The organism is Nonomuraea sp. NPDC050540 (assembly GCF_044457485.1).
Taxonomy (GTDB): domain Bacteria; phylum Actinomycetota; class Actinomycetes; order Streptosporangiales; family Streptosporangiaceae; genus Nonomuraea.
Map to the genome: position 1 here is coordinate 43,576 of NZ_JBITHA010000006.1, position 25,605 is coordinate 69,180.

The following is a 25,605-nucleotide window of genomic DNA, read 5'->3' on the forward strand; positions in this document are numbered from 1 at the left end:
CTCCCTTAACAGGAATAGGTGTATGCCCAAATAGGGGAGAAAATCGTTTGCGCCCATTAAAAGGATCTCCGCATAATGGTTAGGGATTCTTGTCAAGGCGAGGCAACTTTGTAACACTGACCAAGTGGGGTGGCGCGATGACTCCGCGGCCCGTGGGCCGGCGGGGACCATCGCGTACGTAATGTTCGAGCGCACTTCATGTGCCATTCATTACACTCCTGCACGGGGGGCAATACCCATGGAAAAGGGGATACGGTTCGCGATCCTGGGACCGTTGGACGTGCAGCGTGGAAACCGGACGATCGCCGTCAACGCCGAGAAGCAAAGAGCGATCCTCGCCACACTGCTGCTGTCAGCGAACCGTGTCGTCCTGGCGGACGACCTCATGGAGCGGCTCTGGGAAGACCGTCTGCCGCGCTACGCGCGCGCCTCGTTGCAGACACATCTGGCCCGGTTGCGCCGCACGCTCGGCGACGTGGAGGTGATCCACACCATCCCGGGCGGCTACCTCGTCGAGTCCGACCAGGATCACCTCGACCTGCTGCGTTTCCGCGCTCTCGTCGATCGGGCCGCGAGGGTGGAGAACGCCGGCGACCTGCCGGGCGAGCTCAACCTCCTGCGCGAGGCGCTGGCGCTGTGGCGCGGTACCGCGCTGGCCGGTATCCGCTCCGACTCCATCCTGCGCGATGAGGTGCCGCAGCTCACCGAGGAGTGGTTCCGGTGCCTGCATCGGCGGTTCGACGTGGAACTCCTGCTGGGAAACCACGACGGCGTCGTCCCCGAACTGCGAAGGCTCGTCCGCAAGTATCCCTTGCGCGAGCGGCTGTGCAGCCAGTTGATGATCGCGTTGTTCCGCTGCGGCCAGCAGGTGGAGGCGTTGAAGGCGTTCGCCTCCGTCTCCGCCGTGCTGCGGCACGAATACGGGCTCGATGTCGGCGACGAACTGGAGCGCCTCCAGCATGCCGTGCTGACCGGCGACCCCGACCTCGTCTCCGTAAGCGGTTACAGAAGAGGAGGCATGGATCTGGGCGCGGCCGTCTCCTCATGGACGACGCCGCGTCAGTTGCCCGTCGGCATCTCCGATTTCGTGGGACGCACCGAGCTGCTGAAGCGGGTCGGCACGGTCCTGGACCCCGGCAGGACCGGCTCGATGGCGATCGTCACACTGACGGGGCCCGCCGGGGTGGGCAAGACCACCACGGCCGTCCGGATCGCCCATCACGTCCAGGACCGCTTCCCCCACGGCCAGATGTACGTCCGGCTGAACGGGACGGGCGAGCATCCGCGCACCCCCGCCGAAGTGCTGGGCGAGCTGCTGGAGGCCACGGGGCTGAGCCTGTCGGCGATCCCGGAGGGCCAGGAGCAGCGATCGGCGCTCTTCCGGTCCCGGCTGGCCGACCGCCGGGTCCTGCTCGTCTTCGACGACGTGCGGGACGTCCAGCAGGTACGCCCCCTCCTTCCCGGCACGCCGGCCTGTGCCGTGATCGTCACCAGCCGCCGCCTGCTGTCCGCGCTGGCCGGGACCGTCTCGGAGCGCCTGGTCTGCCTGTCGGAAGGCGAGTCGCTCGACCTGCTGACCGTCCTGGCCGGACGCAGGCGGGTCCAGGAGGAGGCCCAGGCGGCCGAGGAGATCGCCGCCGCCTGCGGACACCTGCCGCTGGCGCTGCGGATCGCGGGGGCGAGGCTCGCGGCCCAGCCGCTGGCGCGCCTGGGGTCCTTCGCCGCCAGGCTGCAGGATGGGCACCGCCGCCTGGACGAGCTGAGGATCAGTGATCTCGACCTGCGGCGCAGCCTGGAGCGCAGTTACGTCGCGCTGGACGCGCCGGCCCGCGCCGCCTTCCGCCGGCTCGGCCTGCTGTCCGACACCGTGGTCACGCCGTTGACCTTGGCCGCGCTCGCCGATCCCGCCGACGAGCGACTGGCCGACCGGCTGATCGAGCACAACCTGCTCGAACCGGTCGGCCTCAACACGCTGCTCGACCCGACCTATCGCCTGCACCCCCTGTCCTCCCTCTACGCGGCCGGCCTCGCCGAGCACGACGACCCGGTGATCACGAGCGCGGCCCTGCGCCGCTACACCGACTCCATCCTCGCGTTCGCGGAACGGGCGTCGGGGCACCTGCCCCGGGCGGTCGGCCAGCTCCCGCCGGAGAGCGGTTTCGGCGCGCCGGTCCCCGCGCACGACATCTCCCGCATCGACGACCTCCCCTGGCGGTGGCTTGCCGCCGAGCGCGACCATCTCCGGGCGATGGTGGTCCGCTGCTGCCGGTACGGCTGGCACGAGCGGGCCGCCCGCATCACCGAGATCATCGCCCAGCTCGCCGGCCACAGCGACGACCTGGCGATGCTCATCCGGTTGTGCGTCGTGGTCCGCGACACCGCGTGGGCCAACGGCGACGAGCGGACCGGGTGGCGGGCCGAGCACTGCCGCGCCCTGCTGCTGCTCAGGCAGGGCCGGGTGAGCGAGGCGCACAGGCTGATCGTCAAATGCGTGAGCAACTTCGAACGGCTGGAGGCCGCCGAGGAGCTGCCCTACAGCCTGGCGGTCCTGGCCTTCGTGAACGTGACGCGGTCGAAGGCCGGTGACGCGCTGGCGCTGGCGAAGCGCGCGTACCACCTGGCCAGGGGGCGCGCTGACCCGCACGCCGAGATCCTCGCGCTCGGCACCACCGCCGACGCGCTGCTGGGCCTCCGGCGCAAGGCGGAGGCGCGCGTCACGCTGGAGCGGGTGCTGCGGCAGTCGCGCGAGCTGGGCGAGACCCGGCTGGAGGCGGTGACGCTCAACCGGCTCGGCTGGTCGTCGCTGCGCGTCGGCGATCTGCGCTCGGCGCCCCTCAGGGCCCACGAGGCCAGGGAGCTCAGCGGCATCGGCGACCGCTACGGCAAGGCGCGCCCACTCGCGCTGCTCGGCGCCGTCGCGCTGGAGCAGGGGCAGTTCCCGGAGGCGATGCGGCTGGCCGAGGAGAGCCGCCGCATCTTCGCCCGGCTCGGGGACACCTGCGGCGAGGCGGAGGTCGCCTGCCTCGAAGGGCAGATCCATCTGCGGGCCGGGCGGGCGCGGGACGCCGTCGCCCTCCTGGTTCCGAGCCTGAGCCGGCTCAACGAACTGGGCGCGTACCGTGTGCGGGAGCGCGCCTCGCGCATCCTCGCCGAGGCCAACATCGCGCTCGGCGAGCACCAGCGGGGCGGCCGGTGGCCCGGGGAGTTCACGGCGCGCTCGCTCAGGCGGGACGGTCGCAGCGGCGCCGCCTGAGCCGGGCGCGCACGACGCGGACCGCCACGACGACGCCCACGATCGCCGGCGGGATCAGCGTGCCCCACAACCCCAGTTCGGAGCCGAACTCACGATAGGAGGCGCCGACGGCCGCACCCACCCCCACGTAGAGGCACGACCAGGCCAGGGCCGCCGGCAGGGCCCAGCCGATGAACCGCCGGTACGGCATGGCCAGCGTGCCCGCCGCGATCGGCACCAGGGAATGGATTACGGTGACGAACCGCGACCCGAAGACGGCGGGCCCGCCCCGACGGCGGAGGAAGCTCTCGGCCTTGTCCCATTTGGCGGCGCCGATGCGCCGGCCCGCCCAGCTGTGCCGGATCGACGGGCCGAACGTGCGCCCCAGCACGTACCCGAGCGTTTCCCCCGTCAGGCAGCCGACGGTGGTGGCCGCGACGAGCAGGACGAACCGGAGCGGCGAGTCGACGGTGGTCCCCGCCAGCAGCACCACCCCGTCGCCCGGGACGAAGAGCCCGACCAGCAGCGAGGTCTCCACGGACATGAACAGCAGCGCGGCTGCGCAGAGCAACAGCGGGTGGGCGTCGGTCAAGTATTCGATCAGCCCCATGCCGGGCGATCTCCTCTGAAGGTGTCGTTTTACCTCATGGTGCCGTTGACCGCACTTGTCAGCTGACCGATCGCCGCTTTGTCAGGGTCATCTCAGGGACGGCCGGGCAAACGTCAGGGTTGTTCCCGATGGCACCCGTCACCGTACCTGACGAGCATGGTGGTACGCGGTCGGTGACCGGCGCCCGCCTCTCCCGTGCGAACGACACCTGCGAAGGAGTGGTCCCATGATCTCCTGTCCTTCGGGGCATCCGATCGACGGAGCCGAGGGCGAGCCACGAGCGCTACGGCTGCTCATCGGCACCGACACCTACCCGCCCGACGTGAACGGCACGGCCGGCTCCGCCTACCGGCTGGCTCACGCCCTGGCCGCCCGGGGGTACGACGTGCACATCGTGTGCCAGTCAGAGCACGGGCCGCCCCGGGTGGAGAGGGCGGGCGGCGTGACGGCGCACCGGCTGCGGTCGGTACGCACGCGGGCCCGGCTGACGAAGCGCGTCACCGTGCCGCTCCTGCTCATGGGCACGCTCACGAAGTTGCTGCGGCGGATCGCCCCCGACGTGGTCCACGTGCACAGCCACTTCCTGGTCGGGCGGACGCTGATCAACGCGGCCCGCCAGTTGTGCGTGCCCGTGGTGGCCACCACCCATGTCACGCCGCCGATCCACCCGCCGCACCGCGCGCCGCACCGCGCGCCGTCGCCGGCGGGGCGGGGGTCGGTGGCGGGTAACGCGGTGGACGATCTCGTGGGGGCGCTGGCCTGGCGCGATCTCGCCCGGGTGTTCGGGCGCGCGGACCACGTCGCGGTCCCCACCCGGGGCGCCGCGGAACTGCTCGCCGACAAGGGCCTCACCCGGCCGGTCGAGGCGGTGCCGTGCGGCGTCGACCTGAGCCGGTTCCGGCCGCGGGAGGAGCCGAAGACGTGGGCGCGCGCGAAACTCGGCCTGCCCGACCGGGAGACCGCGCTGTTCGTCGGCCCGCTGGACGCGGAGAAGCGGATCGACGACCTGCTCCGCGCCCTCCGGTGCGTGTGCCGCCAGGCGGACGCGCAGGTCGTCCTGGTGGGAGTCGGACCCGAGCGCCCGCAGCTGGCGCGGCTGGCGGACACGCTCGGCGTCGGCCGCCGCACCCACTTCCTCGGGCACGTCGCGGAGGACGACCTGCACCTCGCCTACGCCTCGGCCGACGTGTTCGCCATGCCGAACGTCTCCGGCCTCGAGAGCGTCGCCACCCTGGAGGCGATGGCCAGCGGCCTGCCGGTCGTCGCGGCCGAGACGAACGCGCTCACGCACCTCGTCCAGCAGGGCAAGGCCGGATATCTCTACCGCACCGGCGAGGTGCCGGCGTTCGCCCGCCTCCTCACGCGGGTGCTGACCGACTCCGAGCTGGCGGCGACCATGGGCGGGATCGGCCGCGCCGTCGCGGTCACGCATGACCATCTGCGCTCGCTCGCCAGGCTTGAGGAGATCTACACCGGCCTCACCCAGACGTACGGCCGGCGGGTCCAGCAGCTGGCCTAACCGGCCGCCTTGTCCGCCACCAGGACACGGAAGGCCAGGCCGGGAACCTCGTGCCGATGGCCGTTGGTGAACCCGGCCGCGGCCAGCATCCGCGTGTAGGACCGGACGGTGTGCACCTCTTCCTCGAACGTCCACGTCAGCATCAGGATCGAGAACAGGTGCGGGGCCGGGTCCTCGGCGGGCGGCGCGTCCAGGGTGAAGCCGACCAGCACGATCTTGCCGTCCGGCTTGACCGCCGGGGCGAGCCTGCGCAGCAGCTCACCCGCGCGTTCCTCGGAGAAGTGGTGCAGCACGTTCGTGACCAGGACCACGTCGTACGGCCCGCCGAGCGGCACCTCGAACATGTCGCCCGGCAGCCGGTGGACGCGGTCGTGTACCCCCATGCGCTCGGCGTTCTGCTCGGTCAGCGGGAGCACGTTGGGCCAGTCGAGCGCCCACATCCGCGCCTGGGGGTTGCGCTGGGCCAGGGTGAGTCCGTACATGCCGTGGCCGCAGGCCACGTCCAGCACGTCGAGGCCGTCCCGCCCGGCCGCCCAGGGTTCCAGGGCGTCGGCCACGACCTGGGCCGTGGGGCGGGCCACCGTGACCGCGTAGGACGCGAAGTCCTCCCAGTACGCGTAGCCGGGGGTCTCGGCGTGGACCTCCATGACGGTCCCGCCGTGGCGTACGGCCTGGTCCAGCCTCTTGAGCGCGTCCCACTCCCAATCGCTGGCCATGACGCGGACCATGTCGCCGAAGTACGCCGGGCTCTTGCTCACCAGGAACCGCTCGGCTCCGGCCGGCAGGGCGAAGCGGCCGTCGTTCTCCTCGGCCAGGCCGACGGCGGCCAGGGCGTTCAGCAGGATGCGCATGCCGCGCACGTCGCTGCCCAGGCGGCCCGCCACGGTCTCGGCGTCGGCGGGACCCTCCTCCAGGCAGTCGAACACGCCCATCGAGACGCCCGTCCTGAGCAGGCTCGTCGTCTTGTACGCCTGCATCATGCCGAGCAGCGACTCGCGGGTGATGGATTTCTTGCTGGTGTTCATCGTCCCTCCCTGCCGTCGACGAGGTGGACGGGAGAGCCCGCCGGGTCGGCCTCCCATCGGTAGAACTCCCTGGCCATCGCATCGCGCGGAGAACGCCAGGTCTGCGGGTCGTACGGCTCGATGAACTCCGTGAGCCGCTCGCTCAGCCGCCGGAACTCCGGGTGCCGGCGGATCTGGCTCATCGTGTGCCGGGCGTTCCCGCGTACCTCCATGAGCTGGAAGTACAGGTCGTGGAAGGAGAAGAGGCTGCGGCTCACGGCGCCGCCGAGCCAGGGCAGCTCGGTTTGGTCCGATGCGGCGAATAACCGGGCGACCTCCGCTTCGGCGGAGGGCCGCATGCGCGCGACGACCAGGATGCGTTCCATTCGGTTTCTCCTCGGCGTTTCGCTGACGGCCTTCGGCCGCGCGTCGGGCGGGAAGCGGGGACCGGAAACCAGATAACGATCTGGCCGCCAGTCTGCATCGGCGGGCTAGCACGGGGCTCGAATCCCCCTCGAGGACCTCGACCGGCCTTCGACCTGCCCTCTAGTCGCGGCCTGGAGCATGGCAGGTGTCCGGAAGCCTTGGAGGCGTCATGCATCCCCCTTCCAGCACCCCGAAGCCGCGCGAGCGGCCGCGCTGGATCGTCACGCTGTTCCTGACCGACATGTGGGAGAGGTTCAGCTTCTTCGGGATGCAGGCGATCTTGATCTTGTTCGCGGTCGCCCCCGCGGGGGAGGGCGGGCTGGGCCTGCCGCACTCGACCGCGGTCGCCCTGTACGGCGCCTACGTGGGCCTGATCTTCGTGCTGTCCCTGCCCGGCGGCTGGCTCGGCGACCGGGTCCTGGGCGAGCACCGCGCGACCCTGTACGGCGGGATCGTCATCGCGCTGGGCCACTACCTGCTGATGCTGCCGGCCCGGCCCACCGCCTACCTCGGGCTGGTGACGATCGCCGTGGGCACCGGGCTGCTGAAGCCCAACATGCTGGCGCTGCTGGGGCGGTTCTACGGCCCGCACGAGAGCAACCGGCGCGAGGCCGCGCTCGTCGTCTTCTACGTCGGCATCCAGATCAGCGCGCTGCTCGCGCCCCTGGTCACCGGATTCCTGGGCGAGCGCATGGACTGGCATCTCGGATTCGGGGCCGCCGGGCTCGGCATGACGTTCGGGGTGATCCAGTACGCCGTCGGCTCGCGCAGGTTCGGCGAGATCGGCCGCGCGCCGGCGCAGCGGGCGAGCGGGACCGAGCTGCGCACCGTGGCGGCCCGGGTGGCGCTGGCCGCCGGCGTCCTCGGCGCGCCGCTTTCGGCCGCCGTCCTGTCGGGCGGCTTCGCGATCACCCACGGGATCGCGCTCGTCGGGCTCGTCACCCTGGTCGCGCCGTTCGCCTACCTGGCGATCCTGCGCCGGCGGGCGCGGCTCAGCCGGGCCGAGAACCGGCGGCTGTCGGCGTTCCGGTGGATGCTGCTCGCGGTGGCGCTCTTCTGGATGTTCGTCATCCAGGCCGGCTCGACGCTCAGCCTGTTCGCGCAGCGGCACACCGCGCGCGAGGTGGGCGCTTTCCTGATCCCGGCGAGCTGGTTCCAGGCGGCCATCCCCTTGTTCATCCTCGTGACCGCGCCCGTCGCGGCATGGTTCTGGACGCGCGGAGGCGGACGCGTCGGCGTGGTGGACAAGATCGCTTTTGGGCACGGGCTGGCGGCGACCGGCTTCGCCGCGATCGGCGTGGCGGCCGTGCTGGCGGCGGGCGGGCAGGCCGTCTCGCCGGCGTGGCTGCTGTTCGCGCTGCTCACGCTGGCGATCGGAGAGGTGATCCTCGGGCCGACGGTCATGAGCGCGACCGTGGATCTGGCCCCTTCCGCGTTCGCCGGGCGCACCATGGCGCTCTACTGGATGTTCGCGGGTGTCGGGGGCGGGCTCGGCAGCCTGCTCGGCCGGGTGGTCTCCGGCGGGGATCCGCAGCCCGGGTACTTCCTCGGCCTCGCCGTACTCGCGCTCGTGACGGCCCTGGGGTTCGCCGTCGCCAGGCGGCGGCTCGCGGAGGCGATGTCGCCCTCGGACGCGGTAGCCGTGTCCTCGGCGGTCTCCTGAGTACCAGTACCGGTTTCCGGGGATCTCCCGCCAGATAATGCGCGAAAGAAAGACGAAAGCGGCAGTTTAGCAGCATCGACTACAAAGGGTGAGGGGACCGCACTCCCCAGTACACAGGACCCCGGATCGAGCCGACGCCGCTACGTGAGGAAACGATGCGACATGCGCTTTCAAGTGCTCGGAACCCTGGAGGTACAGGACGGTAGGCGTCGGTTGACACCGAGCGCGCCGAAGCAGCGGACCGTGCTCGCCCTGCTGCTGTCCTCGGCGAACGAGGTCATGCCGACCGAAGCGCTGGTCCAGGAACTCTGGGAGGGGCACCCGCCGGTGAGCGCGCCGACCACCCTCCAGACCTACGTCTACCAACTGCGCAAACTGCTGTCGCGGGGCGACCGGGAGGCCGACGGGCCGCGGCTCGTCACCAAACACGGCGCGTACCTGCTGGCCGTCGAGGACGACACGCTGGACGCCGTCCGCTTCGAACGGCTCGTCGACGCCGCGCGGCAGCACCTCAAGACGAACAAGCTCGAACCCGCGTCGGCGGCGCTGTGCCAGGCCCTCGGCCTCTGGCACGGATCGGCGCTCGCCGACGTGGTCACCGGGCCCCGGCTGGCGATCTACACGACCCGGCTGGACGAGCTGCGCGTCCACGCCACCAAGCTCAAGATCGACGCTTGGCTGCGGATGGGCCGCCACCACGAGGTGATCGCCGAGCTCAAGCAGCTCACCGCGGTCCACCCGCTCGACGAGTGGTTCCACCTGCGGCTGATGGAGGCGCTCTCGCTGGCCAGCCGGCGGCATGAGGCACTGGAGGTCTATCACCGGCTTCGCTACATCCTGCGTGAGGAACTGGGCCTTGAGCCCGGCTCCGAGATGCAGGAGTTGCAGCGAACGGTGCTGGCCACCGGCCACGTTCCCGTTCAGGGCCACGGCACGGCGAACGGGCGTCGCGGGCCGGCGTCCACGCACAAGGCCGACTGCGTCCTGTGAGCTCACGACCTCATGGCCACCATGAGGTCGGCGAGCGACGTGGTGTGCCGGGCGTCACGAAAGCGCGGATCCGCCAGCACGTCCTGGAGGAAGCCGATCGTCGTGCTGATCCCGCGCCCCGTGACCTCGAACTCGCTCAGCGCGCGCGCCATCCGGGCGATCGCCTGGTCGCGGTCGGGCGCCCACACGATGACCTTGGCCAGGAGGGAGTCGTAGTCGGCGCCGATCGTGACGCCGTCGGCGCCGTGGGTGTCGACCCGGGTGAACGGCCCCCCGGGCGGCACGAAGCGCTCGACGACGCCCGGTGTCGGGAGGAATCCTCGCCTCGGGTCCTCGGTGTTCACCCGGCACTCGATCGCCACGCCGCGCAGCACCACGTCCTCCTGGCGGGGGGAGAGCGGGCGGCCGGCGGCGATCAGCAGCTGCTCCCTGACGATGTCGGCCCCGGTGACCATCTCGGTCACCGGGTGCTCGACCTGGACCCGGCAGTTGGCCTCGATGAAGAAGAACCCGCCCGCGTCGTCGACGAGGAACTCGAACGTCCCGGCGCTCACGTAGCCCACGCGCCGCGCCAGAGCGACCGCGGCCTCCCGGATGTGCCCGGCCAGCCCGGCCGGCAGCCCGGGAGCCGGGGACTCCTCGATCAGCTTCTGCCTGCGCCGCTGGACGGTGCAGTCGCGCTCGCCCAGGCTCACGAGGCCGCCGTGGAGGTCGCCCAGCACCTGGACCTCGATGTGGCGGGCGTGCTCGACGTACTTCTCGACGAAGACCCGTGCGTCGCCGAACACCGCCTGGGCGCTCGCCCTCGTCTCGGCGAACGCCCGCGGGAAGTCCCGCGCGTCGCGGACCACCGCCATGCCGCGGCCGCCGCCGCCGGCCACGGCCTTGATGATGACGGGGTATCCGATCGTGTCGGCGACCTCCTTGGCCTCCGGCCCGCTGTGGAGCGGGCGCGGGCTGCCCGGAAGGACGGGCAGCCCCGCGGCGGCGGCCAGGTTGCGCGCCTGCGTCTTGTCCCCCAGGGAGGCGATCACCGACGGTGAGGGGCCGATGAAGGCCAGCCCCTTCGACGCGCACATCTCGGCGAAGTCGGCGTCCTCGGACAGGAAGCCGTAGCCGGGGTGGACGGCCTGCGCCCCCGTGTTCAGCGCCGCCTCCAGGATCGCGGGCGGGTAGAGGTAGCTGCGCTTCGCCGCCGCCGGGCCGATCTGCACCCGCTGGTCGGCCAGTCGCAGCGCGGGCGAGTCGCGGTCGGCCGTCGAGTGGATCATGATGACGCGGATGCCGAGCTCGCGGCAGCTCCGGGCGATGCGCAGCGCTATCTCGCCCCGGTTGGCGACGAGGACCGACGAGAACATGGAGCCTCCAGGCGCGCGGCCGTTCACGGTGTGGTGAGCGGGGCGACGGCGAACAACCTCTGCCCGTACTCGACCGGCGTGCCGTCGGGCACGAGGATGTCGATGAGCCGGCCGGAGGTGTCGGCTTCGATGGGATTCATGAGCTTCATGGCTTCGAGGATTCCGATCTGCTGCCCCTTCTCGACCAGGTCGCCGACGCCGACGAACGGCGCGGCCCCGGGCTCGGGCGCCAGGTAGAAGGTGCCCACCATCGGCGCGCAGACGTGGCGCAGGTCGTCGGGCCCGGCGGGCGCGTCGGGCATCGGAGCCGAGGCGGGCGCAGGGACCCCGGCGGCCTCCGGCCGTTCCAGCTCGACGACCGTGTCGCCGTGCCGCAGCCGCACTCTGCGCATGCCGCCGCCGACGGCGATGAGCTCGGCGGCGTGGCGGCACAACTCGGCGATCAGCCCCCGTTCCATCGGGTCCTCCGCGCTCATCGTGACCCCGCGTCGTACTGGCGGAACCGCCGGCGGCGCTCCGCGATCAGCTTGCGCGGCTCAAGGGCGGCCAGATCGTCGAACGCCTCGGACACCGCCGCCGCCAGCAGCCGCGCCGCCGCCGCCGGATCCGCGTGGGCGCCCTCCCCCGGCTCGGGGATCACGCCGTCGACGATCCGGTGCCGCAGCAGCTCACGGGTGTCCAGGCGGAGCGCTTCGGCGGCCAGCGGCGCGGCCGCAGGGCTCTTCCACAGGATCGACGCGCAGCCCTCGGGGCTGATCACCGAATACACGGCGTTGGACAGGGCCAGGACACGGTTGGCGACGCCGAGCGCGAGCGCCCCTCCGCTGCCGCCCTCGCCGGTGACGACGGTGACGACCGGCACGGGCAGCGTCGACATCAGGCGCAGGTTCTCGGCGATCGCCCACGCCTGGCCGTCCTCCTCCGCCTCGATTCCGGGGTACGCGCCGGGCGTGTCGACCAGCGTGAGAATCGGATGTCCCAGCTTGGCGGCCAGCCGCATCAACCGGGCCGCCTTGCGGTATCCGGCGGGCGTGGGCATGCCGAAGTTGCGCTCGACACGCTCCCTGGTGGTGTGGCCCTTCTGGTGACCGATGAAGACGATCGGCCGGCCGTCGAGCCGGGCGAGACCGCCGACGACCGCCGGGCAGTCACCGCTCAGCCGATCGCCGTGCAGTTCCACGAACTCCTCCAGCATGTAGCCGGCGTAGTCGAGCGTCGTGGGCCGGTCGGCGTGCCGGGCGAGCTGGACGGCCGTCCAGCCGTCCCTGACCGGCAGCCGCTCCGGCTGGAAGAAGAGCTGGGACGGCTCGGCGGCGGGCACACGCTGGGCCGGCTCGCGTAGGGAGCAGAGGCGGGCGAGCGTGGATCGCAGCGCGGCGCGGGGCCGTACGTCGTCGATGAGCCCTTTCGCGCGCAGGAACTCCGCGGTCTGGAATCCGTCGGGCAGTTCCTGGCCGATCGTCTGCTCGATCACGCGCGGGCCGGCGAACCCGATGTGGGCGCCCGGCTCGGAGAGGATGACGTCGGGCAGCGTCGCGAAGGACGCGGCCACCCCGCCGTAGGTCGGATCGGTGATCACCGCGATGGTCAGGATCCCGGCCTCGTCGAGCTCGGCCAGGGCCTGGCTGGTCCTGGCCATCTGCATGAGCGACAGCGCGCCCTCCTGCATACGCGCTCCGCCCGAGGCCGTCACCAGCAGGAAGGGCACCTGCTCCACCAGCGCCACCTCGGCCGCGGCGACGATGCGCGCTCCCACGCCGACGCCGAGGCTGCCGCCCATGAACCGGAAGTCCATGGCGGCGGCGACGGCCGCGTGGCCCTCGATCGTGCCGCGCACGCACAGCACGGCCTCGTCCATCCCGGTCTTCGCGCGCGCCTCGCGCAGCCGGTCGGGATAGGGCCGGCTGTCGACGAACCCGAGCGGATCTTCGGTGGCCGGCGGCGTGCCGATCGTCCGCACCGAACCGTCGTCGAAGATCTGCTCGATCCGCTGCCGGGCGGTGAGCCGGGTGTGCGACGCGCATCCCGGGCACACGCCGAGATCGCGGGTGAACCGCTTGCCGTACACGATCTCCCCGCACCGCGCGCACCGGATCCATTCGGCGACGCCGACCGTGGGGGGAAAAGTGATGGTCATCGTCGTTCCTCCTCTTCCTCGCTCGACCGCCCGTCGGCGAAGCTCATCCGCCCGATTGCCTGCAATCCAGCCCATAAGTGCTGCCCCACCACGTGCATGATCTGCCGCAGGTCCCCGGGGCCCGGCCGTCCTTCAGAACTGGTCCACGACTTCATAGATCCCGTAGCCTTTGCCGCTGTCGTCGTCGCGGTACGAGCGCAGCGCGGACGTCTGCCCCTTGTGCCGCGAGCCCTGTTCCCAGGCGTTGAACTGCGACAGGCTCGTCCACTCGCTCAGCACGGCGAACTCGCTCGGATCCAGCGCCGACTGCAGGAGCTGGCTGTTCAGCAGGCCCGCGGTGCCGCGCATCCCCCTGCTGACCAGCCGGTAGGCGTCGATCACCGAGCCTTCGTCGCCGGCGGCGGCCGCGTAGAAGACCAGGACGCGGACCGCGCCGCTCACCGGCCCGCCTCCGAGCGTTCGCGGCCGAGGTCGTACACCACGTGCAGGGTCGTCATCGTGCCGTGCGAGCGATAGGGGTGCAGCTTCTCGCGGTGCTCGACGTGCGCGTCGCTGCGCTCGAAGGCGCGGAACCTGGCCTCGTCGGCCCAGTCGCTCATGATGTAGTAGACGCCCGCTTCCTCGGCGCTCTTCGACAGCCACTGGCCGACGTTGGCCGGATCGTCGCCGACCACGTCCGCGACGGAGTACCAGACCCGCTCGAAGTCCTCCTCCTTACCGGCGATGATCTGCATTCTCAGCATCACCCGGAACACCCGCGCGTTGTCGCTCATCTCAGATCCCTCCGTCGACGTGGACGGTCTCGCCGGACATGTAGCGGGAGCGGTCGCTGGCCAGGAACAGCACGACGTCGGCGACCTCCTCCGGCTCGCCGAGCCGGCCGAGCGCGGTCATGGAGCGGTAGCGCTGCTCCTGCTCGGCGCTGAGGCCCTCGGCGGCGTGGGTGGAGATGATCCCGGGGGCGATCACGTTGATCCTGATCCCGCGCGGGCCGAGCTCCTTGCACAGCGATCTGGCCAGGCCGAGGACTCCCGCCTTCGAGGCCGTGTAGTGCGTACGCAGGGGGACGCCGACCATCGCCGCCTTGGAGCCGATCGCGACCACGGAGCCGCCCTCCGGCATCAGCGGCAGCGCGCCGCGTACCACGAGGTACATGCCGGTGAGGTTGGTGTTCAGCACCCGCTGCCACTCGTCCGGCTCAAGCCGGGCGAACGGTATGTGGCTGATGGCGCCGGCGTTGTGCACGACGACGTCCAGGGTGCCGAGCCGCGTACGGCATTCGTCGATCAGCGCGCCGACCTCGTCCGCCTTGCCCACGTCGGCCTGGACGACGCCGTGCTTGCCCGGTGTGGCGGACAGGTCGTTCTCCAGCCGTGCCGCCGCCTCGGCGTCGGCCCGGTAGCACGCGACGACGTTGCAGCCCTCCTGGGCCAGGCTGAGCACGACCGATCGGCCGATCCCTCTCGTTCCTCCGGTGACCAGGACGTTCTTGCCCTCAAGCCGAAAGCTCATGATGATTCTCCTCTGGATTCGCGGTTCAGAGCAGCGCGACCGCGGCGCCGGTGTTCAGCGTGAGCGCGAGTACGGCCAGCCCCGTCCGGGTCCTGTTCCACCGGGCCCACCGGCGGCGGAAGGCGTCCATGTCCCAGCCGGGCGGCAGCGCGTCCGGATCCTGCGCTTTGACCCAGCGGTTCATCGGCACGTTCCGGGTGAGCGAGACGGCCACCACCGAGCCGGCCGCCAGGGCGGCGGCCGCGCACAGCAGCCGCCCCGCCGGGCGCGGCTCCACCGCCGCGACGAGCACGTCGGCCAGGAGGGCGACCACCAGGCAGACGGGCTGGAACGGGTCGTACCGCCCGACGGCGAACGCGTGGGCCCTGACGTAGTCGCCGGCCGTGAGCGTCATGTAGAACGGCACGACCCCCAGCACGGTGGCCATCAGCACGCCCGCGGCCAGTCCGTTGGCCAGCAGGGCCAGCGGCAGCGCCACCTCGGTCATGGCCCGCTCACGTCTTTCCGGCCCGCCGCGCCGCCCGCTCGACCTTCTCCTTGATCAGCTTCATCTGGCCGGGCGAGTTGCCGTTGATGCGGTCGGTCATCTGCTCCAGGTTCACCGGGGAGTCCGGCTTCATGCGGAAGTCCTGGATCCAGCGCATCTCCACGCCGCCGGGTACCTCCACGTACTCCCAGTGCAGGCGCATGTACTCGAACCAGCCCAGCTCGGCGCGGTGCGCCCGCACCGTGCGCGTCTTGGCGTCGGCGGTGCGCTCCGACACCCACGACCAGGCGTTGCCGTCCTTGTCGGGGTGCATCGTGAGGCGGAAGCGGACCATGTCGCCCTCGCGGTGCAGGATCTCGGCCTTCGCGTACTCGCTGAACAGGCTCGGCCACGACTCGACGTCGTTGGTCATGGTCCAGACCAGCTCCATCGGCGCCGCGATCACGATCGAGTTCTCGGTGTGTCCCGCGGCCATCGCTAGTTCACCGCCGCCCGCCCGTTGACGTAGTCGAGGACCGCGCGTGGCGTCTCCAGCATGGCCGCCACCTCGTCGGGCACGATCACGCCCCAGTCCCGCTCCAGGCGGCCGGCCATTTCGAGCACGGCCAGGGAGTCGTAGGCGAGGTCCTTGAACGTGACGTCGATGATGTCGCCGTCGAGGTCGATCGACTCGTCCTCACCGGCGCTGAGCCGCATCAGGCTTCGCAGGTCGTCAAGCGTGAGTTCTTTCATCGGTCTCCTCCTGTCGCGTGCTGTTGGGTGCGCGCAGCACGAGCGCGGCGTTGAACCCGCCGTATCCGCGGGCGATGATCAGTGCCGAGCGCACCCGGCGGGGGCGGGGTTCGTCCCTGACCAGGTCGATCTCGTAGTCCGGGACGAGCTCGGCCACGCCGACCGTCGGCGGCAGCACCGAGTCGCGCATGGCCAGCAGCGCGGTGGCCACGTCCAGGGACGGCCCGCCCGCGTACAGCCGGCCCGTCATGGTCTTGGGCGCCGTCACCGGCACCCCGTGGGCGCCGAAGACGGCCGCGATCACCTCGGCCTCGGCCCGGTCGAGCTCCGGAGTGCCCGCGGCGTCGGCGAAGACCACGTCGACGTCCCCCGGCGCCAGGCCCGCCTCGGCGAGCGCCAGCTCGACGGCCCGGCGCAGCGCGGGCGGGCGTCCGGTGCCCGGGGCCGGGTCGAACGTGGCGGCGTGGCCGGCGATCACGCCGTAGACCTTCTCCGCTCCGCGCGCCCGTGCGCTCGCGGCGTCCTCGACGATGAGGATGGCCCCGCCCTCGCCCGCCACGTAGCCGTTGGCGCCGATGTCGAAGGGCCGGTAGGCGAGCGCGGGATCGCCGTGGGTGCTCATCAGGCCACCGGCGATCTGGCAGGTCAGGCCGTACGGGCTGAACGGGGCCTCGGTGCCGCCGCTCACGACCAGGCGGGCGCCGTCCTCCAGCACCCGGCGGGCCTGCGCGAGCGACTCCAGGGCGCCGGCCTGCTCGGCGACCACGACCCCGCACGGGCCGCGCATGCCGTGCCGGATCGAGATCTGGCCGGTGGTCGCCGCGTAGAACCAGGCGATCGACTGGTAGGCGCCCACGTGCCTCGGGCCCTTGCTCCACAGTTCCTGGATCTCGCGCTGGCCGAACGCCACCCCGCCCGCCGAACTCGCCGTGACCACGCCCATCTCGTACTCGGGCAGGGCCGACGGGTCCACGCCCGCGTCGGCGAGCGCCATGTCGGTGGCCACCAGCGCCATGTGGGTCCAGTGGTCGGTCTGCGGGATCAACCGGCCGGGCACGTTGCCGGCCGCGACGAAGTTCCCGGCCTCCCCGGCCACGCGCACCGGGTAGGAACCGCTCTCGAACCGCCTGATCGTGCCGATCGCCCGCGTCCCGCTCAGCGTCGCGGACCAGTGCGCCTCCGCGCCGAGACCGGTGGGGGCGACGACCCCGATCCCGGTGATCACGGGGGCGCTCGTCATGCGACCTCCAGTCCGGGCGCGGTGAGCACCATCGCCGTCTGGAAGCCGCCGAAGCCGCTGCCCACGCTGAGCACCACGTCGACGGGCTGCTCGCGCGCCACGTGAGGCACGTAGTCGAGGTCGCACTCCGGGTCGGGAGTCTCCAGGTTGGCCGTCGGCGGAACCGTGCCGTGCTCGATCGCCAGCGCGCTGGCGGCCACCTCGATGGCCCCGATCGCGCCGAGCGAGTGCCCGACCATCGACTTGATCGAGCTGACCGGGGTCCGGTAGGCGTGCTCGCCCAGGCTGCGCTTGAACGCGGCCGTCTCGTGCCGGTCGTTCTGCTTGGTGCCGGAGCCGTGGGCGTTGATGTAGCCGACGGCGTCCGGGTTCAGCCTGGCCTGGTCGAGGGCGACCCGGATGGCCTCCGCCATCTCCCGGCCGTCCGGCTTCAACCCGGTCATGTGGTACGCGTTGCCGCGCGTGGCGTACCCGGCGATCTCGCAGTAGACATGAGCCTCGCGGCGCCGCGCGCGCTCCAGGTCCTCCAGCACGAACACGGCCGCGCCCTCGCCCAGCACGAAGCCGTTGCGCTCGCGGTCGAACGGGCGGGAGGCGTGGGCCGGGTCGTCGTTCCTGGGCGAGGTCGCCTTGATCGCGTCGAAGCAGGCCACGGTGATGGGCGAGATCGGGGCGTCCGTCGCACCGGCCAGCACGACGTCCGCCGAGCCCTCGGCGATCAGCCGCGCCCCGTACCCGACGGCGTCGAGCCCCGAGGTGCAGCCGGTCGAGATGAGCGTGACCTGGCCCTCCGCGCCGCACGCCCAGGCGACCTCGGCGGCCATCGAGCTCGGCACCAGGTGCCCGTACAGGTGCGGGACACCGTAGGAGGAGTCGACGAGCCAGCCGCGACCGGAGTCGCTGACGACCACGTACTCCTCTTCGAGGCTCATGGTGCACCCGACCGCGCTGCCCAGGGTCACGCCGGTGCGCGCCGGCTCCAGGTCGGAGGGGTCGAGGCCGCTGTCGGCCAGCGCCTCCCGCGTGGAGACGACCGCGAACTGCGCGGCGCGGTCCATGCGGCGGATCTCGCGCGCGCTGAGCCCTTCCGCGGCCGGGTCGAAGTCGCATTCGGCCGCGATGCGCGACCGGAACGCCCCGGCGTCGAACATCGAGATGGTCCGCGTCGCGGTACGGCCGGCCGTCAGCAGCTCCCAGAACGCCTTGTGGCCCGTGCCGCCGGGAGCCACGACACCGATGCCGGTGAGGGCCACCCGCCTGCGGTTCATGTCGTCTCCCCCACGTTGAGCGAGGGCTCGGCGGGGCCGGGCAGCGGCTCGGTGTCGACGTGGCCGAGGTCCGGCCGCGGCGCGAGCGGGCTGAGGTGGAACACGACCATGGCCTGCGCGTCGCCGGTGTTCTCGACCCGGTGCCGGACCTCGATGGGAATGTGGAGCGCCTCGCCCGGACCGAGCCGGACCGGCGTTCCGTCCACCAGGACGGTCAGTTCGCCCCGGACGAGACAAAGGAACTCCTCCGAGTAAGGGTGGTAATGCTCGGACACGAACTCCCCCGGTTCCAGCGTGAGCATTCCCATGAATCCGGACGTCGCGCCCACCGTCGCGGGACCGAGCAGAACCCGAATATCACCGCCACGCCGCCGATTGGGTGTGATCTCACTGGCCATGATCTTTGCTGCCCGGGTAATCGTCACGTCGAAGCCTCCCATTCAAGCGGACGACTCTGCTGGAAGCAGCATGGCGGTGCGGGCTAGAGGAATGCTCGAAGCGTGCTCAAGCTTTCCGCAAATGGCGCTCGGCGCTATTTCCCCACCGATATTCGAGTCCGCCTCAAGGTGCCGGCCGGATACTTCGGATGGCGACAGAGGGAGGAGCGACAGACGTGATGGCCCACATTCTCACCGCCGCCGTGCTGGTCACCAGCGGGATCGCCGCCGGCGTGCTGTTCGCCCACGCCGTCGGCGTGTGGCCGGCGCTGCAGGCGATGACACCGGAGCGCTACGTCGCCGCCCACAAGTTGCTGGGCCGCGCCTACGACCCCATGATGCCGATCATCGTCGGCACGTCGACGCTTCTCGACGTCAGCCTGGCCTTTATCACCGAAAGCAGCCTGACCCAGAATCTGTTCATCGCCTCGGCCGTGTGCCTGGTCGGCGTCGGCGCGGTTTCGCAGACCAGGAACGTGCCGATCAACCGGCGGGTGAAATCACTCGACCCCCAGGCCATTCCAGCCGACTGGAAAGACCCGAGAAGCGCCTGGGGAAAATGGAACATGGTCCGGACGACATTCGCCGTGCTCGCCCTCGTGGGAAATGCCGCGGCGGCCGTATCCGCGTTCTGAAAACAGAACTCAGCCCGAGAGGATTCACATGTCCGCGACCGGCACCGCGCGGGGCGTCGGCCTCGCCCCGCCCCGCGACCCCGCCCAGCGCAAAGCCGACGTGCTCGGCCGGCTCGAGACGGCACGGTACGCCTGGCTGGCGACCGGCGGCGAGCCCGGCGCCCACCTCGTCCCGCTCGGCTGCGTGTGGGACGGCGCCCGCCTGGTGATGGCCACGCGGCAGCAGTACGTGACCGTGCGCAACCTGCGCCGGCGCTCCGAGTGCCGCGTCGCGCTCGGCGATCCCGCCGACGTCGTCCTCATCGACGGCGCCGTGGAGATCGTCGCGCACCGTGACCTGCCTCCCGGCGCCCCGGGCGTGCTCGCGGACCTCCCGGTGAACCCCACCCGGGTTCCGGGCTGCGTCTATCTCTTCCTCACGCCCCGGCGCATCCTCGCCTGGCGGCACCGCGGCGAGATCCCCGGCCGCACCGTGATGACCCGCGGCCGCTGGGTCGTGTGACCTGCCTGAGAAGATCTCGGAGGAGCACAGATGCCTGAGGTGACGGTGCCGATCGGCGGCATCCCTCATTCGGCCCTGACCGACCCGTATCCCTTCTATGAGCTGTTGCGGGCGCAGGGGCGGGTCCACCACCTGGACACCCCCATCGGACTGAAAGCGTGGTTCGTCCCGCACTACGCGGACGCCCGCCCGCTGCTCAACGATCCCCGTTTCAGCAAGGCCACGCACCACTCCGACGTGGTCAAGGAGGACGGGCAGAAGGCCGAGAGCTCGTTCGCCGACAACATGGTCAGCACCGACCCTCCCGAGCACACCCGGCTGCGCAAGCTGGTGCAGAAGGCGTTCACCCGCCGCCGGGTCGAACTCCTGCGCCCGCAGGTGGAGCGGTTCGCCGGCGAACTGCTCGACCAGATGGAGAAGGCGGGCGAGGTGGAGCTCATGGAGGACTTCTCCTTCCCGCTGCCCATGATGGTCATCGGGGAACTCCTGGGCCTGCCCCCGGAGGACCTCGCCGACCTGCGCGAGAAGAGCATCTTCTGGTTCATGGAGGAGGAGTTCACCGGCAGCCCGGTCGACGTCTTCCGGGCGCGGCAGGCCGGCATCGGGGCGTACGTGCGCGATCTGATCGAACGCCGCAGGGGCGCTCCCGGCGACGACCTCATCCAGGGGCTGATCGAGGCCCGCGACGGCGAGAACCGGCTCTCCGAGCGGGAACTCGTCGCGACGGTGATGCTGCTCATCTTCGCCGGCTTCCTGACCACCGTGAACCTGATCACCAACGGCATGTACGCGCTGGTGCGCAACCCCGGCCAGCAGGCCCTGCTCGCCGCCCGCCCCGACCTCATCGGCTCCGCCGTGGAGGAGTTCCTCCGCTACGACAGCTCGCTGGCCCTGATCGAAGGCCATGCCACGCAGGACATCGAGATCGCCGGAACCCTGATCCCGGCCGGCTCCCTGATCATCGTGCCCGTGCACTCGGCCAACCGCGACCCGGCGGCCTTCCCCGACCCGCACCGGCTCGACATCACCCGCGACCCCAACCCGCACCTGGCCTTCAGCCACGGGGTGCACCACTGCCTGGGCGCGCCGCTGGCGCGGCTCGAAGCGCAGGTGGCCATCACCGCGCTGCTGCGCCGTTTCCCGAACCTGACGCTCGCCTGCGACCCCGGGGAGGTGCGCTGGCACCGCGACTTCTTCCAGCGGTCCCTGCACGCGCTCCCCCTGCGGCTCAACCCCTGACCGTTTCCTCTGGACCGTTGAGAAAGGACGCCGATGTCCGCAACGCCCCTTGTCAAGACAGCAACGGGATTCTTCCAGGCGCAGGCCCTGTTCGCCGGGATCGAACTGGGGCTGTTCGCCCGCATCTGCGCCGCGCCGGCCACCGCGGAGGAGATCCAGCGCGCGTTCGGCCTGCATCCCAAGCTGACGAGCGACTATCTGGACTCGCTGGTCGCGATGGACCTGCTCGTGCGGAACGGCTCCGCGTACGAGGCGGCCCCCCTGACCGCGGCCTACCTCGACCCGCGCCGGCCCGAGTACATCGGCGGCTTCCTCGCCCACAACCAGCGCCGGCTCTACCCGGCCTGGGGCGAGCTGCCCGGCTTCCTGCGCTCCGGCGAGAGCCTGGTGCGGCAGTTGTCGGAAGCCGACTTCACCGAGGGCCTGTACGCCGACCCCACGCGCGCCCGCCACTTCGCCGACGCGATGGACGGCTACGCGGTGCTGCTAGGGCGCCCGCTGGCGGAGAAGTACGCGTGGGACACGGTCAAGTCCTTCACCGACCTCGGCGGCTGCCGCGGGCTGCTCACCATGCGGCTGGCCGCCGCCCACCCGCACCTGCGCGGGGTGACCTTCGACCTGCCCCCGCTGGAGCCGCTCTTCGACGAGCTCATCGAGAAGGAGAGCGGTGCGAGCGACCTGCGTGACCGGGTCAGCTACCGGGCGGGCAGCTTCTTCACCGACGACCTGCCCGACACCCAGGTGTACATCTTCGGCCACGTGCTGCACGACTGGGTGGACGAGCGGCGCAGGGCACTGGTGAACCGGGCGTTCGAGCAGCTGCCCCCGGGCGGAACACTGCTGATCTACGACAGCATGATCGACGACGAGCGGCGCGACGCGGCCTTCGGGCTCCTGATGAGCCTCAACATGGCGATGATCAGTGGATCCTCGGAGTACACGGCCGCCGAGGGACTCGGCTGGCTGAAGGAGGCCGGATTCGAGGTCCGGCCTCCGGTCGCGCTGAACGAGCTCAGCACCCTGCTCATCGGCGACAAGCCGGTCTGACGGCACCGCTGTTCTCGGCCGGGGTTCAGGCGGCTCCGGCCGAGAAGGCGCGCTCCTTCAGCATCGGGATCCGCTGGGCGGTGCGCAGGAACGTGCGGAAGCCCAGGCGGGCCAGCGGGCTCCTGGTGACGAACCGCCTGGCCGTCTTCAGGGAGTCGCGCACGGCGGCGAAGCCGTACTCCGTCATCTGTCTCTCGTAGGCGGCGATCGCCGCGACGACGTCCTTCCCCTGGGCGGCCGTCAGTTCCTGGCAGAGCAGCCGGGCGTCGCGCAGCGCGGTGTTGGCCCCGAGGCCCAGGTGCGGGGCCATGGTGTGGATGGCGTCGCCGAGCAGCGTGACGTTCGTGGCGGCCCATGGCCCCGTCGGTACGGCGCTGCGGATCGGCAGCAGCGACACCGTTTCGGCGGGGGTCAGGTCGATCATCCGGAGCAGGTCCGGGTGCCAGTTGCCGATCATGCCGGTGACGAGGTCGCGGATCTCGGCGCCCGGCATCTCGGCGGCGTCCGCCGGGAACCGCCGGGTTTCGGCGCCGAAGGCCCACAGGATGTAGCTGCTGGTGTTGTCGTGCATCGCGCCCTCGCGCTCGCTGGCTCCGATGCCGCCGGACAGCACGACCGGATCGCCGCCGAAGTCGTGGGGCGCGCAGAACATCGAGTAGCCCCTGGCCGGGACGATGTTGGTCAGGCCCTCGTACAGGTGGGCCGGGATGAGCCGCTTCGTCTCCTCGGTGAGCGGGAACTTGCCGGCGACGCGGGTGATGCCGGTGTCGATCCGCTCGGCCTGCGGAAGGTACTGCCGCCGCACCCGCGAGCCGCTGCCGTCGGCTGCCACCAGGACGTCGGTGGTCTCGGTGGAGCCGTCCGCGAAGTGCAGCGTGATCCGGCCGTCGGCCCTGCGCTCGTACCGCTCGAACGTCCGGCCGAAGCGCACCACCTCGTCCAGGCCGGTGAGGAGGATCTGGCGCAGGGTGATCCGGCTGACCGAGTGGTGGTCGCGCCAGTTGGCGTCCCGCTCGCCGGCCTCCAGCTTGATCAGCGGCCGCAGCCGCTCGGTCATGAACACGAAGTCGAGCCCGCCCCTGCCCGTGGTGGCCAGGAACGCCTGCCACAGCTCGGCGGACATGCACGCGCGCAGCGCTTGGGCACCGAGCGGGTTGATGTGCAGGCGGTAGCCCTGGAGGCGGTTGGCCGGTGTGCGGTCCCGCTCGTACACGGTGAGGTCGACGCCCGCCTTGTGCAGGCCCTGGGCCAGGCAGAGCCCGCCCACCCCGGCGCCGATGACTGCTACGTGGAAGGTCATGCTTCCCCGTCCCCGACGATCATCCATTCGGATGACTGTCTCAACCAAACGTATGGATACTTAGAAGGTAACCCGGATCCGCGCACGCGGCAATCGCTTCTTGACGTGGGGTCGCCGACGACGGCCACCTTCGCGTCGTTGACGGCGCCCACGCCCGCCCAGCGCCCTGACCAGCCACCATCCGCGAGCACGCCACGGCAATATTTACGTTTTCTTGACGCCATGATCGCGCGGGATCGACCTTCGGGCTCAGTAGCGTGCATTCGTCTGACATGCCGCACAAGTGGAGGTGGCCCGGTGGCCGGCGCTGTCCGGGAGCGAACGATGCGGCAATGGCTGCTGAAGGGTCTCAAACGTCCCGAAGGGCTGAGCAGCGCGCCCCACGAAGAGGAGACGCCGGAACACCAGCACTCCTGGTGGCAGGTCATGTGCCTGACCGGCGTGGACTACTTCTCCACGCTGGGCTACCAGCCGGGCATCGCCGCCCTGGCCGCCGGCGCGCTGAGTCCCATCGCCACGCTCGTGCTGGTGGGGCTGACGCTCTTCGGCGCCCTGCCGACCTACCGGGCGGTGGCCGAGCAGAGCCCGCACGGGCTCGGGTCGCTGTCGATGCTGGAACGGCTGCTGCCCGGCTGGCGCGGCAAGCTGCTGGTGCTGTTCCTGCTCGGGTTCGTGGCCACCGCCTTCATCGTCACCATCACCCTGTCTGCGGCCGACGCCACCGCGCACATCCTGCACAATCCGTTCGTGCCCGAGTTCCTGGCGAGCTGGCAGGTTCCCGTCACGCTGGTGCTGATCGCGGCGCTCGGCGGGGTGTTCCTGGCGGGCTTCAGCGAGGCGATCTCCGTCGCCGTCGTGCTGGTGGCCGTCTACCTGCTGCTCAACGTGGTCGTGGTGGGCTCGGCCGTACAACATGTGCTCACGGCGCCGGAGAAGGTGACGGGCTGGCAGAACGCGCTGAGCACCGACTACGCCAGCCCGCTCGCCATGGTCGCGGTCGCGCTGTACGTGATGCCGAAACTCGCCCTGGGCCTGTCCGGTTTCGAGACCGGCGTGGCCGTCATGCCGCTGGTCAAGGGTGACGTCGCCGAGCGGGTCAAAGGCGCGCGCAAGCTGCTGACCACGGCCGCGCTCATCATGAGCGTCTTCCTGATCACCTCCAGCTTCGCCACCACCGTGCTGATCCCGCCCGCGGAGTTCGCCGAGGGCGGCGCGGCCAACGGCCGGGCCCTGGCCTACCTCGCCCACCAGTACCTGGGCGACTGGTTCGGCACCGCCTACGACCTGTCCACCATCGCCATCCTGTGGTTCGCCGGGGCCTCCGCGCTGGCGGGCCTGCTCAACATCGTGCCGCGCTATCTCCCCCGGTACGGCATGGCCCCGGACTGGACCCGGGCCTCACGCCCGATGGTCCTGGTCTTCACCGCCGTCGCCTTCGTCATCACCGTCGTCTTCGGCGCCGAGGTCGAGACCCAGGGCGGCGCCTACGCCACCGGTGTCCTGGCCCTCATCCTGTCCGCGGCCGTCGCCGTCACCCTCTCGGCCTGGACCGCGGGCCGTACCCGGCCCGCCCTGTTCTTCGGCTTCGTCACCCTGGTCTTCGCCTACGCCACCGTCGCCAACATCATCGAACGTCCCGACGGGCTCGTCATCGCCCTGCTGTTCGTGCTGGCCATCGTGGTCGTCTCCCTCATCTCGCGCGCCACCCGCTCCACCGAACTGCGCGTCACCCGCATCTCCCTGGACGACGAGGCCCGCCGCTTCATCAACGAAGCGGCGGAGCTCTACCTCATCGCCAACGAACCCCACGGCAGGGAGGCCAAGGAGTACGTCGACAAGGCCCGCGAAGCGTGGGAACTGCACCGCCTGCGCACCGGTGAAGGTCTGCTCTTCCTGGAGGTCACCGTCCCGGACGCCTCCGAGTTCGCCGGGGAACTCCGCGTCACCGGCGAGGAACGCCACGGCTTCCGTGTCCTGCGCATGCACAGCACCACGATCGCCAACTCCATCGCCGCCCTCCTGCTGCACCTGCGCGACCAGACCGGCAAGACCCCGCACGTCTACTTCCACTGGGCCGCGGAAGGCAACCCCATCGGCGCCCTGCTGCGCTATCTCGTCTTCGGCGGCGGCGACATCCCGCCCCTGACCCGCGAGGTCCTCCGCCAGGCCGAACCCGACCCCGACCGCCGCCCTGTCGTCCACGTCGGCTGACCTCGCCGAGTCTCGTGGCTCGGGCGGTATGGCGTGATCTGTGGGGTACGCGTCGT

25 protein-coding genes are annotated in these 25,605 nt (G+C 71.0%); 9 read left to right on the forward strand and 16 right to left on the reverse strand.

Going from position 1 to position 25,605, the window contains the following annotated elements; genetic code table 11:
* Positions 1–280 precede the first annotated feature (280 nt).
* A complete protein-coding gene (locus ACIBI5_RS21355) occupies positions 281–3,253 on the forward strand; it encodes a BTAD domain-containing putative transcriptional regulator (RefSeq protein WP_397250306.1) in 2,973 nt (990 codons plus the stop codon).
* Here ACIBI5_RS21355 and ACIBI5_RS21360 read toward each other — a convergent pair.
* On the reverse strand, positions 3,222–3,842 hold the full coding sequence (locus ACIBI5_RS21360; RefSeq protein WP_397249250.1) for a DedA family protein: 621 nt from the start codon (positions 3,840–3,842) through the stop codon (positions 3,222–3,224). The genes ACIBI5_RS21355 and ACIBI5_RS21360 overlap by 32 nt on opposite strands.
* Positions 3,843–4,068: 226 nt before the next feature.
* On the opposite strand from ACIBI5_RS21360, the gene ACIBI5_RS21365 reads away from it, so the two are divergent.
* A complete protein-coding gene (locus ACIBI5_RS21365; protein ID WP_397249252.1) occupies positions 4,069–5,361 on the forward strand; it encodes a glycosyltransferase in 1,293 nt (430 codons plus the stop codon).
* Here ACIBI5_RS21365 and ACIBI5_RS21370 read toward each other — a convergent pair.
* The gene (locus tag ACIBI5_RS21370; protein ID WP_397249254.1) at positions 5,358–6,386 is read right to left on the reverse strand and encodes a methyltransferase; all 1,029 of its coding nucleotides are present in this window, start codon (positions 6,384–6,386) and stop codon (positions 5,358–5,360) included. The two genes, ACIBI5_RS21365 and ACIBI5_RS21370, sit on opposite strands and share 4 nt — an antisense overlap.
* Positions 6,383–6,751, reverse strand: a complete 369-nt coding sequence (locus tag ACIBI5_RS21375; RefSeq protein WP_397249256.1) for a TcmI family type II polyketide cyclase — start codon at positions 6,749–6,751, stop codon at positions 6,383–6,385. Before ACIBI5_RS21375 ends, ACIBI5_RS21370 begins: the two co-directional genes overlap by 4 nt.
* Positions 6,752–6,960: 209 nt before the next feature.
* Here ACIBI5_RS21375 and ACIBI5_RS21380 point away from each other — a divergent pair, with 209 nt between their 5' ends.
* Entirely contained in the window at positions 6,961–8,454 is a 1,494-nt protein-coding gene (locus ACIBI5_RS21380; RefSeq protein WP_397249258.1) for a peptide MFS transporter, read from the forward strand.
* A gap of 162 nt (positions 8,455–8,616) precedes the next feature.
* Positions 8,617–9,444, forward strand: coding sequence for a BTAD domain-containing putative transcriptional regulator (locus tag ACIBI5_RS21385; protein ID WP_397249260.1), 828 nt, complete (start codon positions 8,617–8,619; stop codon positions 9,442–9,444).
* Positions 9,445–9,446: 2 nt separating this feature from the next.
* On the opposite strand, the gene ACIBI5_RS21390 is transcribed toward ACIBI5_RS21385, so the two are convergent.
* The 12 genes from ACIBI5_RS21390 to ACIBI5_RS21445 form a co-directional block, all read right to left on the reverse strand.
* Positions 9,447–10,802, reverse strand: coding sequence for an acetyl/propionyl/methylcrotonyl-CoA carboxylase subunit alpha (locus ACIBI5_RS21390; protein WP_397249262.1), 1,356 nt, complete (start codon positions 10,800–10,802; stop codon positions 9,447–9,449).
* Between the two features lie 23 nt (positions 10,803–10,825).
* Positions 10,826–11,260, reverse strand: a complete 435-nt coding sequence (locus tag ACIBI5_RS21395; RefSeq protein WP_397249264.1) for an acetyl-CoA carboxylase biotin carboxyl carrier protein — start codon at positions 11,258–11,260, stop codon at positions 10,826–10,828.
* 14 nt (positions 11,261–11,274) lie between these two features.
* Positions 11,275–12,939 (reverse strand): acetyl-CoA carboxylase carboxyltransferase subunit alpha, encoded by a 1,665-nt coding sequence (locus ACIBI5_RS21400; protein ID WP_397249266.1) that lies wholly within the window; start codon positions 12,937–12,939, stop codon positions 11,275–11,277.
* 132 nt (positions 12,940–13,071) lie between these two features.
* The gene (locus ACIBI5_RS21405) at positions 13,072–13,380 is read right to left on the reverse strand and encodes an antibiotic biosynthesis monooxygenase family protein (protein WP_397249268.1); all 309 of its coding nucleotides are present in this window, start codon (positions 13,378–13,380) and stop codon (positions 13,072–13,074) included.
* Entirely contained in the window at positions 13,377–13,712 is a 336-nt protein-coding gene (locus ACIBI5_RS21410; protein WP_397249270.1) for an antibiotic biosynthesis monooxygenase family protein, read from the reverse strand. Before ACIBI5_RS21410 ends, ACIBI5_RS21405 begins: the two co-directional genes overlap by 4 nt.
* Before the next feature lies 1 nt (position 13,713).
* The gene (locus ACIBI5_RS21415) at positions 13,714–14,451 is read right to left on the reverse strand and encodes an SDR family NAD(P)-dependent oxidoreductase (RefSeq protein ID WP_397249272.1); all 738 of its coding nucleotides are present in this window, start codon (positions 14,449–14,451) and stop codon (positions 13,714–13,716) included.
* 25 nt (positions 14,452–14,476) lie between these two features.
* Complete coding sequence (locus ACIBI5_RS21420; RefSeq protein ID WP_397249274.1) at positions 14,477–14,938, reverse strand: anthrone oxygenase family protein; 462 nt, start codon at positions 14,936–14,938, stop codon at positions 14,477–14,479.
* A gap of 7 nt (positions 14,939–14,945) precedes the next feature.
* On the reverse strand, positions 14,946–15,413 hold the full coding sequence (locus ACIBI5_RS21425; RefSeq protein ID WP_397249276.1) for an SRPBCC family protein: 468 nt from the start codon (positions 15,411–15,413) through the stop codon (positions 14,946–14,948).
* A 2-nt stretch (positions 15,414–15,415) separates the two neighbouring features.
* Positions 15,416–15,670 (reverse strand): acyl carrier protein, encoded by a 255-nt coding sequence (locus ACIBI5_RS21430; protein ID WP_397249278.1) that lies wholly within the window; start codon positions 15,668–15,670, stop codon positions 15,416–15,418.
* Positions 15,651–16,910 (reverse strand): ketosynthase chain-length factor, encoded by a 1,260-nt coding sequence (locus ACIBI5_RS21435; protein ID WP_397249280.1) that lies wholly within the window; start codon positions 16,908–16,910, stop codon positions 15,651–15,653. The genes ACIBI5_RS21430 and ACIBI5_RS21435 overlap by 20 nt, the downstream gene beginning before the upstream one ends.
* On the reverse strand, positions 16,907–18,178 hold the full coding sequence (locus ACIBI5_RS21440) for a beta-ketoacyl-[acyl-carrier-protein] synthase family protein (RefSeq protein ID WP_397249282.1): 1,272 nt from the start codon (positions 18,176–18,178) through the stop codon (positions 16,907–16,909). Before ACIBI5_RS21440 ends, ACIBI5_RS21435 begins: the two co-directional genes overlap by 4 nt.
* Positions 18,175–18,480: a cupin domain-containing protein gene (locus ACIBI5_RS21445; protein ID WP_397249284.1), complete on the reverse strand. Its 306-nt coding sequence runs from the start codon at positions 18,478–18,480 to the stop codon at positions 18,175–18,177. The genes ACIBI5_RS21440 and ACIBI5_RS21445 overlap by 4 nt, the downstream gene beginning before the upstream one ends.
* Before the next feature lie 314 nt (positions 18,481–18,794).
* Here ACIBI5_RS21445 and ACIBI5_RS21450 point away from each other — a divergent pair, with 314 nt between their 5' ends.
* Genes ACIBI5_RS21450 through ACIBI5_RS21465 form a run of 4 tightly spaced genes read left to right on the forward strand, consistent with a single transcriptional unit; the run spans position 18,795 to position 22,038 of the window.
* Entirely contained in the window at positions 18,795–19,250 is a 456-nt protein-coding gene (locus ACIBI5_RS21450) for an anthrone oxygenase family protein (RefSeq protein ID WP_397250308.1), read from the forward strand.
* Positions 19,251–19,278: 28 nt separating this feature from the next.
* Complete coding sequence (locus tag ACIBI5_RS21455) at positions 19,279–19,752, forward strand: pyridoxamine 5'-phosphate oxidase family protein (protein WP_397249286.1); 474 nt, start codon at positions 19,279–19,281, stop codon at positions 19,750–19,752.
* A gap of 30 nt (positions 19,753–19,782) precedes the next feature.
* Positions 19,783–20,991, forward strand: a complete 1,209-nt coding sequence (locus tag ACIBI5_RS21460) for a cytochrome P450 (protein ID WP_397249288.1) — start codon at positions 19,783–19,785, stop codon at positions 20,989–20,991.
* Between the two features lie 33 nt (positions 20,992–21,024).
* Positions 21,025–22,038 carry a methyltransferase gene (locus tag ACIBI5_RS21465; RefSeq protein ID WP_397249290.1) on the forward strand — a complete coding sequence of 338 codons (1,014 nt, stop codon included), beginning with the start codon at positions 21,025–21,027 and terminating at the stop codon, positions 22,036–22,038.
* A 25-nt stretch (positions 22,039–22,063) separates the two neighbouring features.
* On the opposite strand, the gene ACIBI5_RS21470 is transcribed toward ACIBI5_RS21465, so the two are convergent.
* Positions 22,064–23,338: an FAD-dependent oxidoreductase gene (locus ACIBI5_RS21470; protein WP_397249292.1), complete on the reverse strand. Its 1,275-nt coding sequence runs from the start codon at positions 23,336–23,338 to the stop codon at positions 22,064–22,066.
* A gap of 324 nt (positions 23,339–23,662) precedes the next feature.
* Between ACIBI5_RS21470 and ACIBI5_RS21475 the strand changes: the two genes are divergently transcribed.
* Positions 23,663–25,549, forward strand: coding sequence for an amino acid transporter (locus ACIBI5_RS21475; protein ID WP_397249294.1), 1,887 nt, complete (start codon positions 23,663–23,665; stop codon positions 25,547–25,549).
* Positions 25,550–25,605 lie beyond the last annotated feature (56 nt).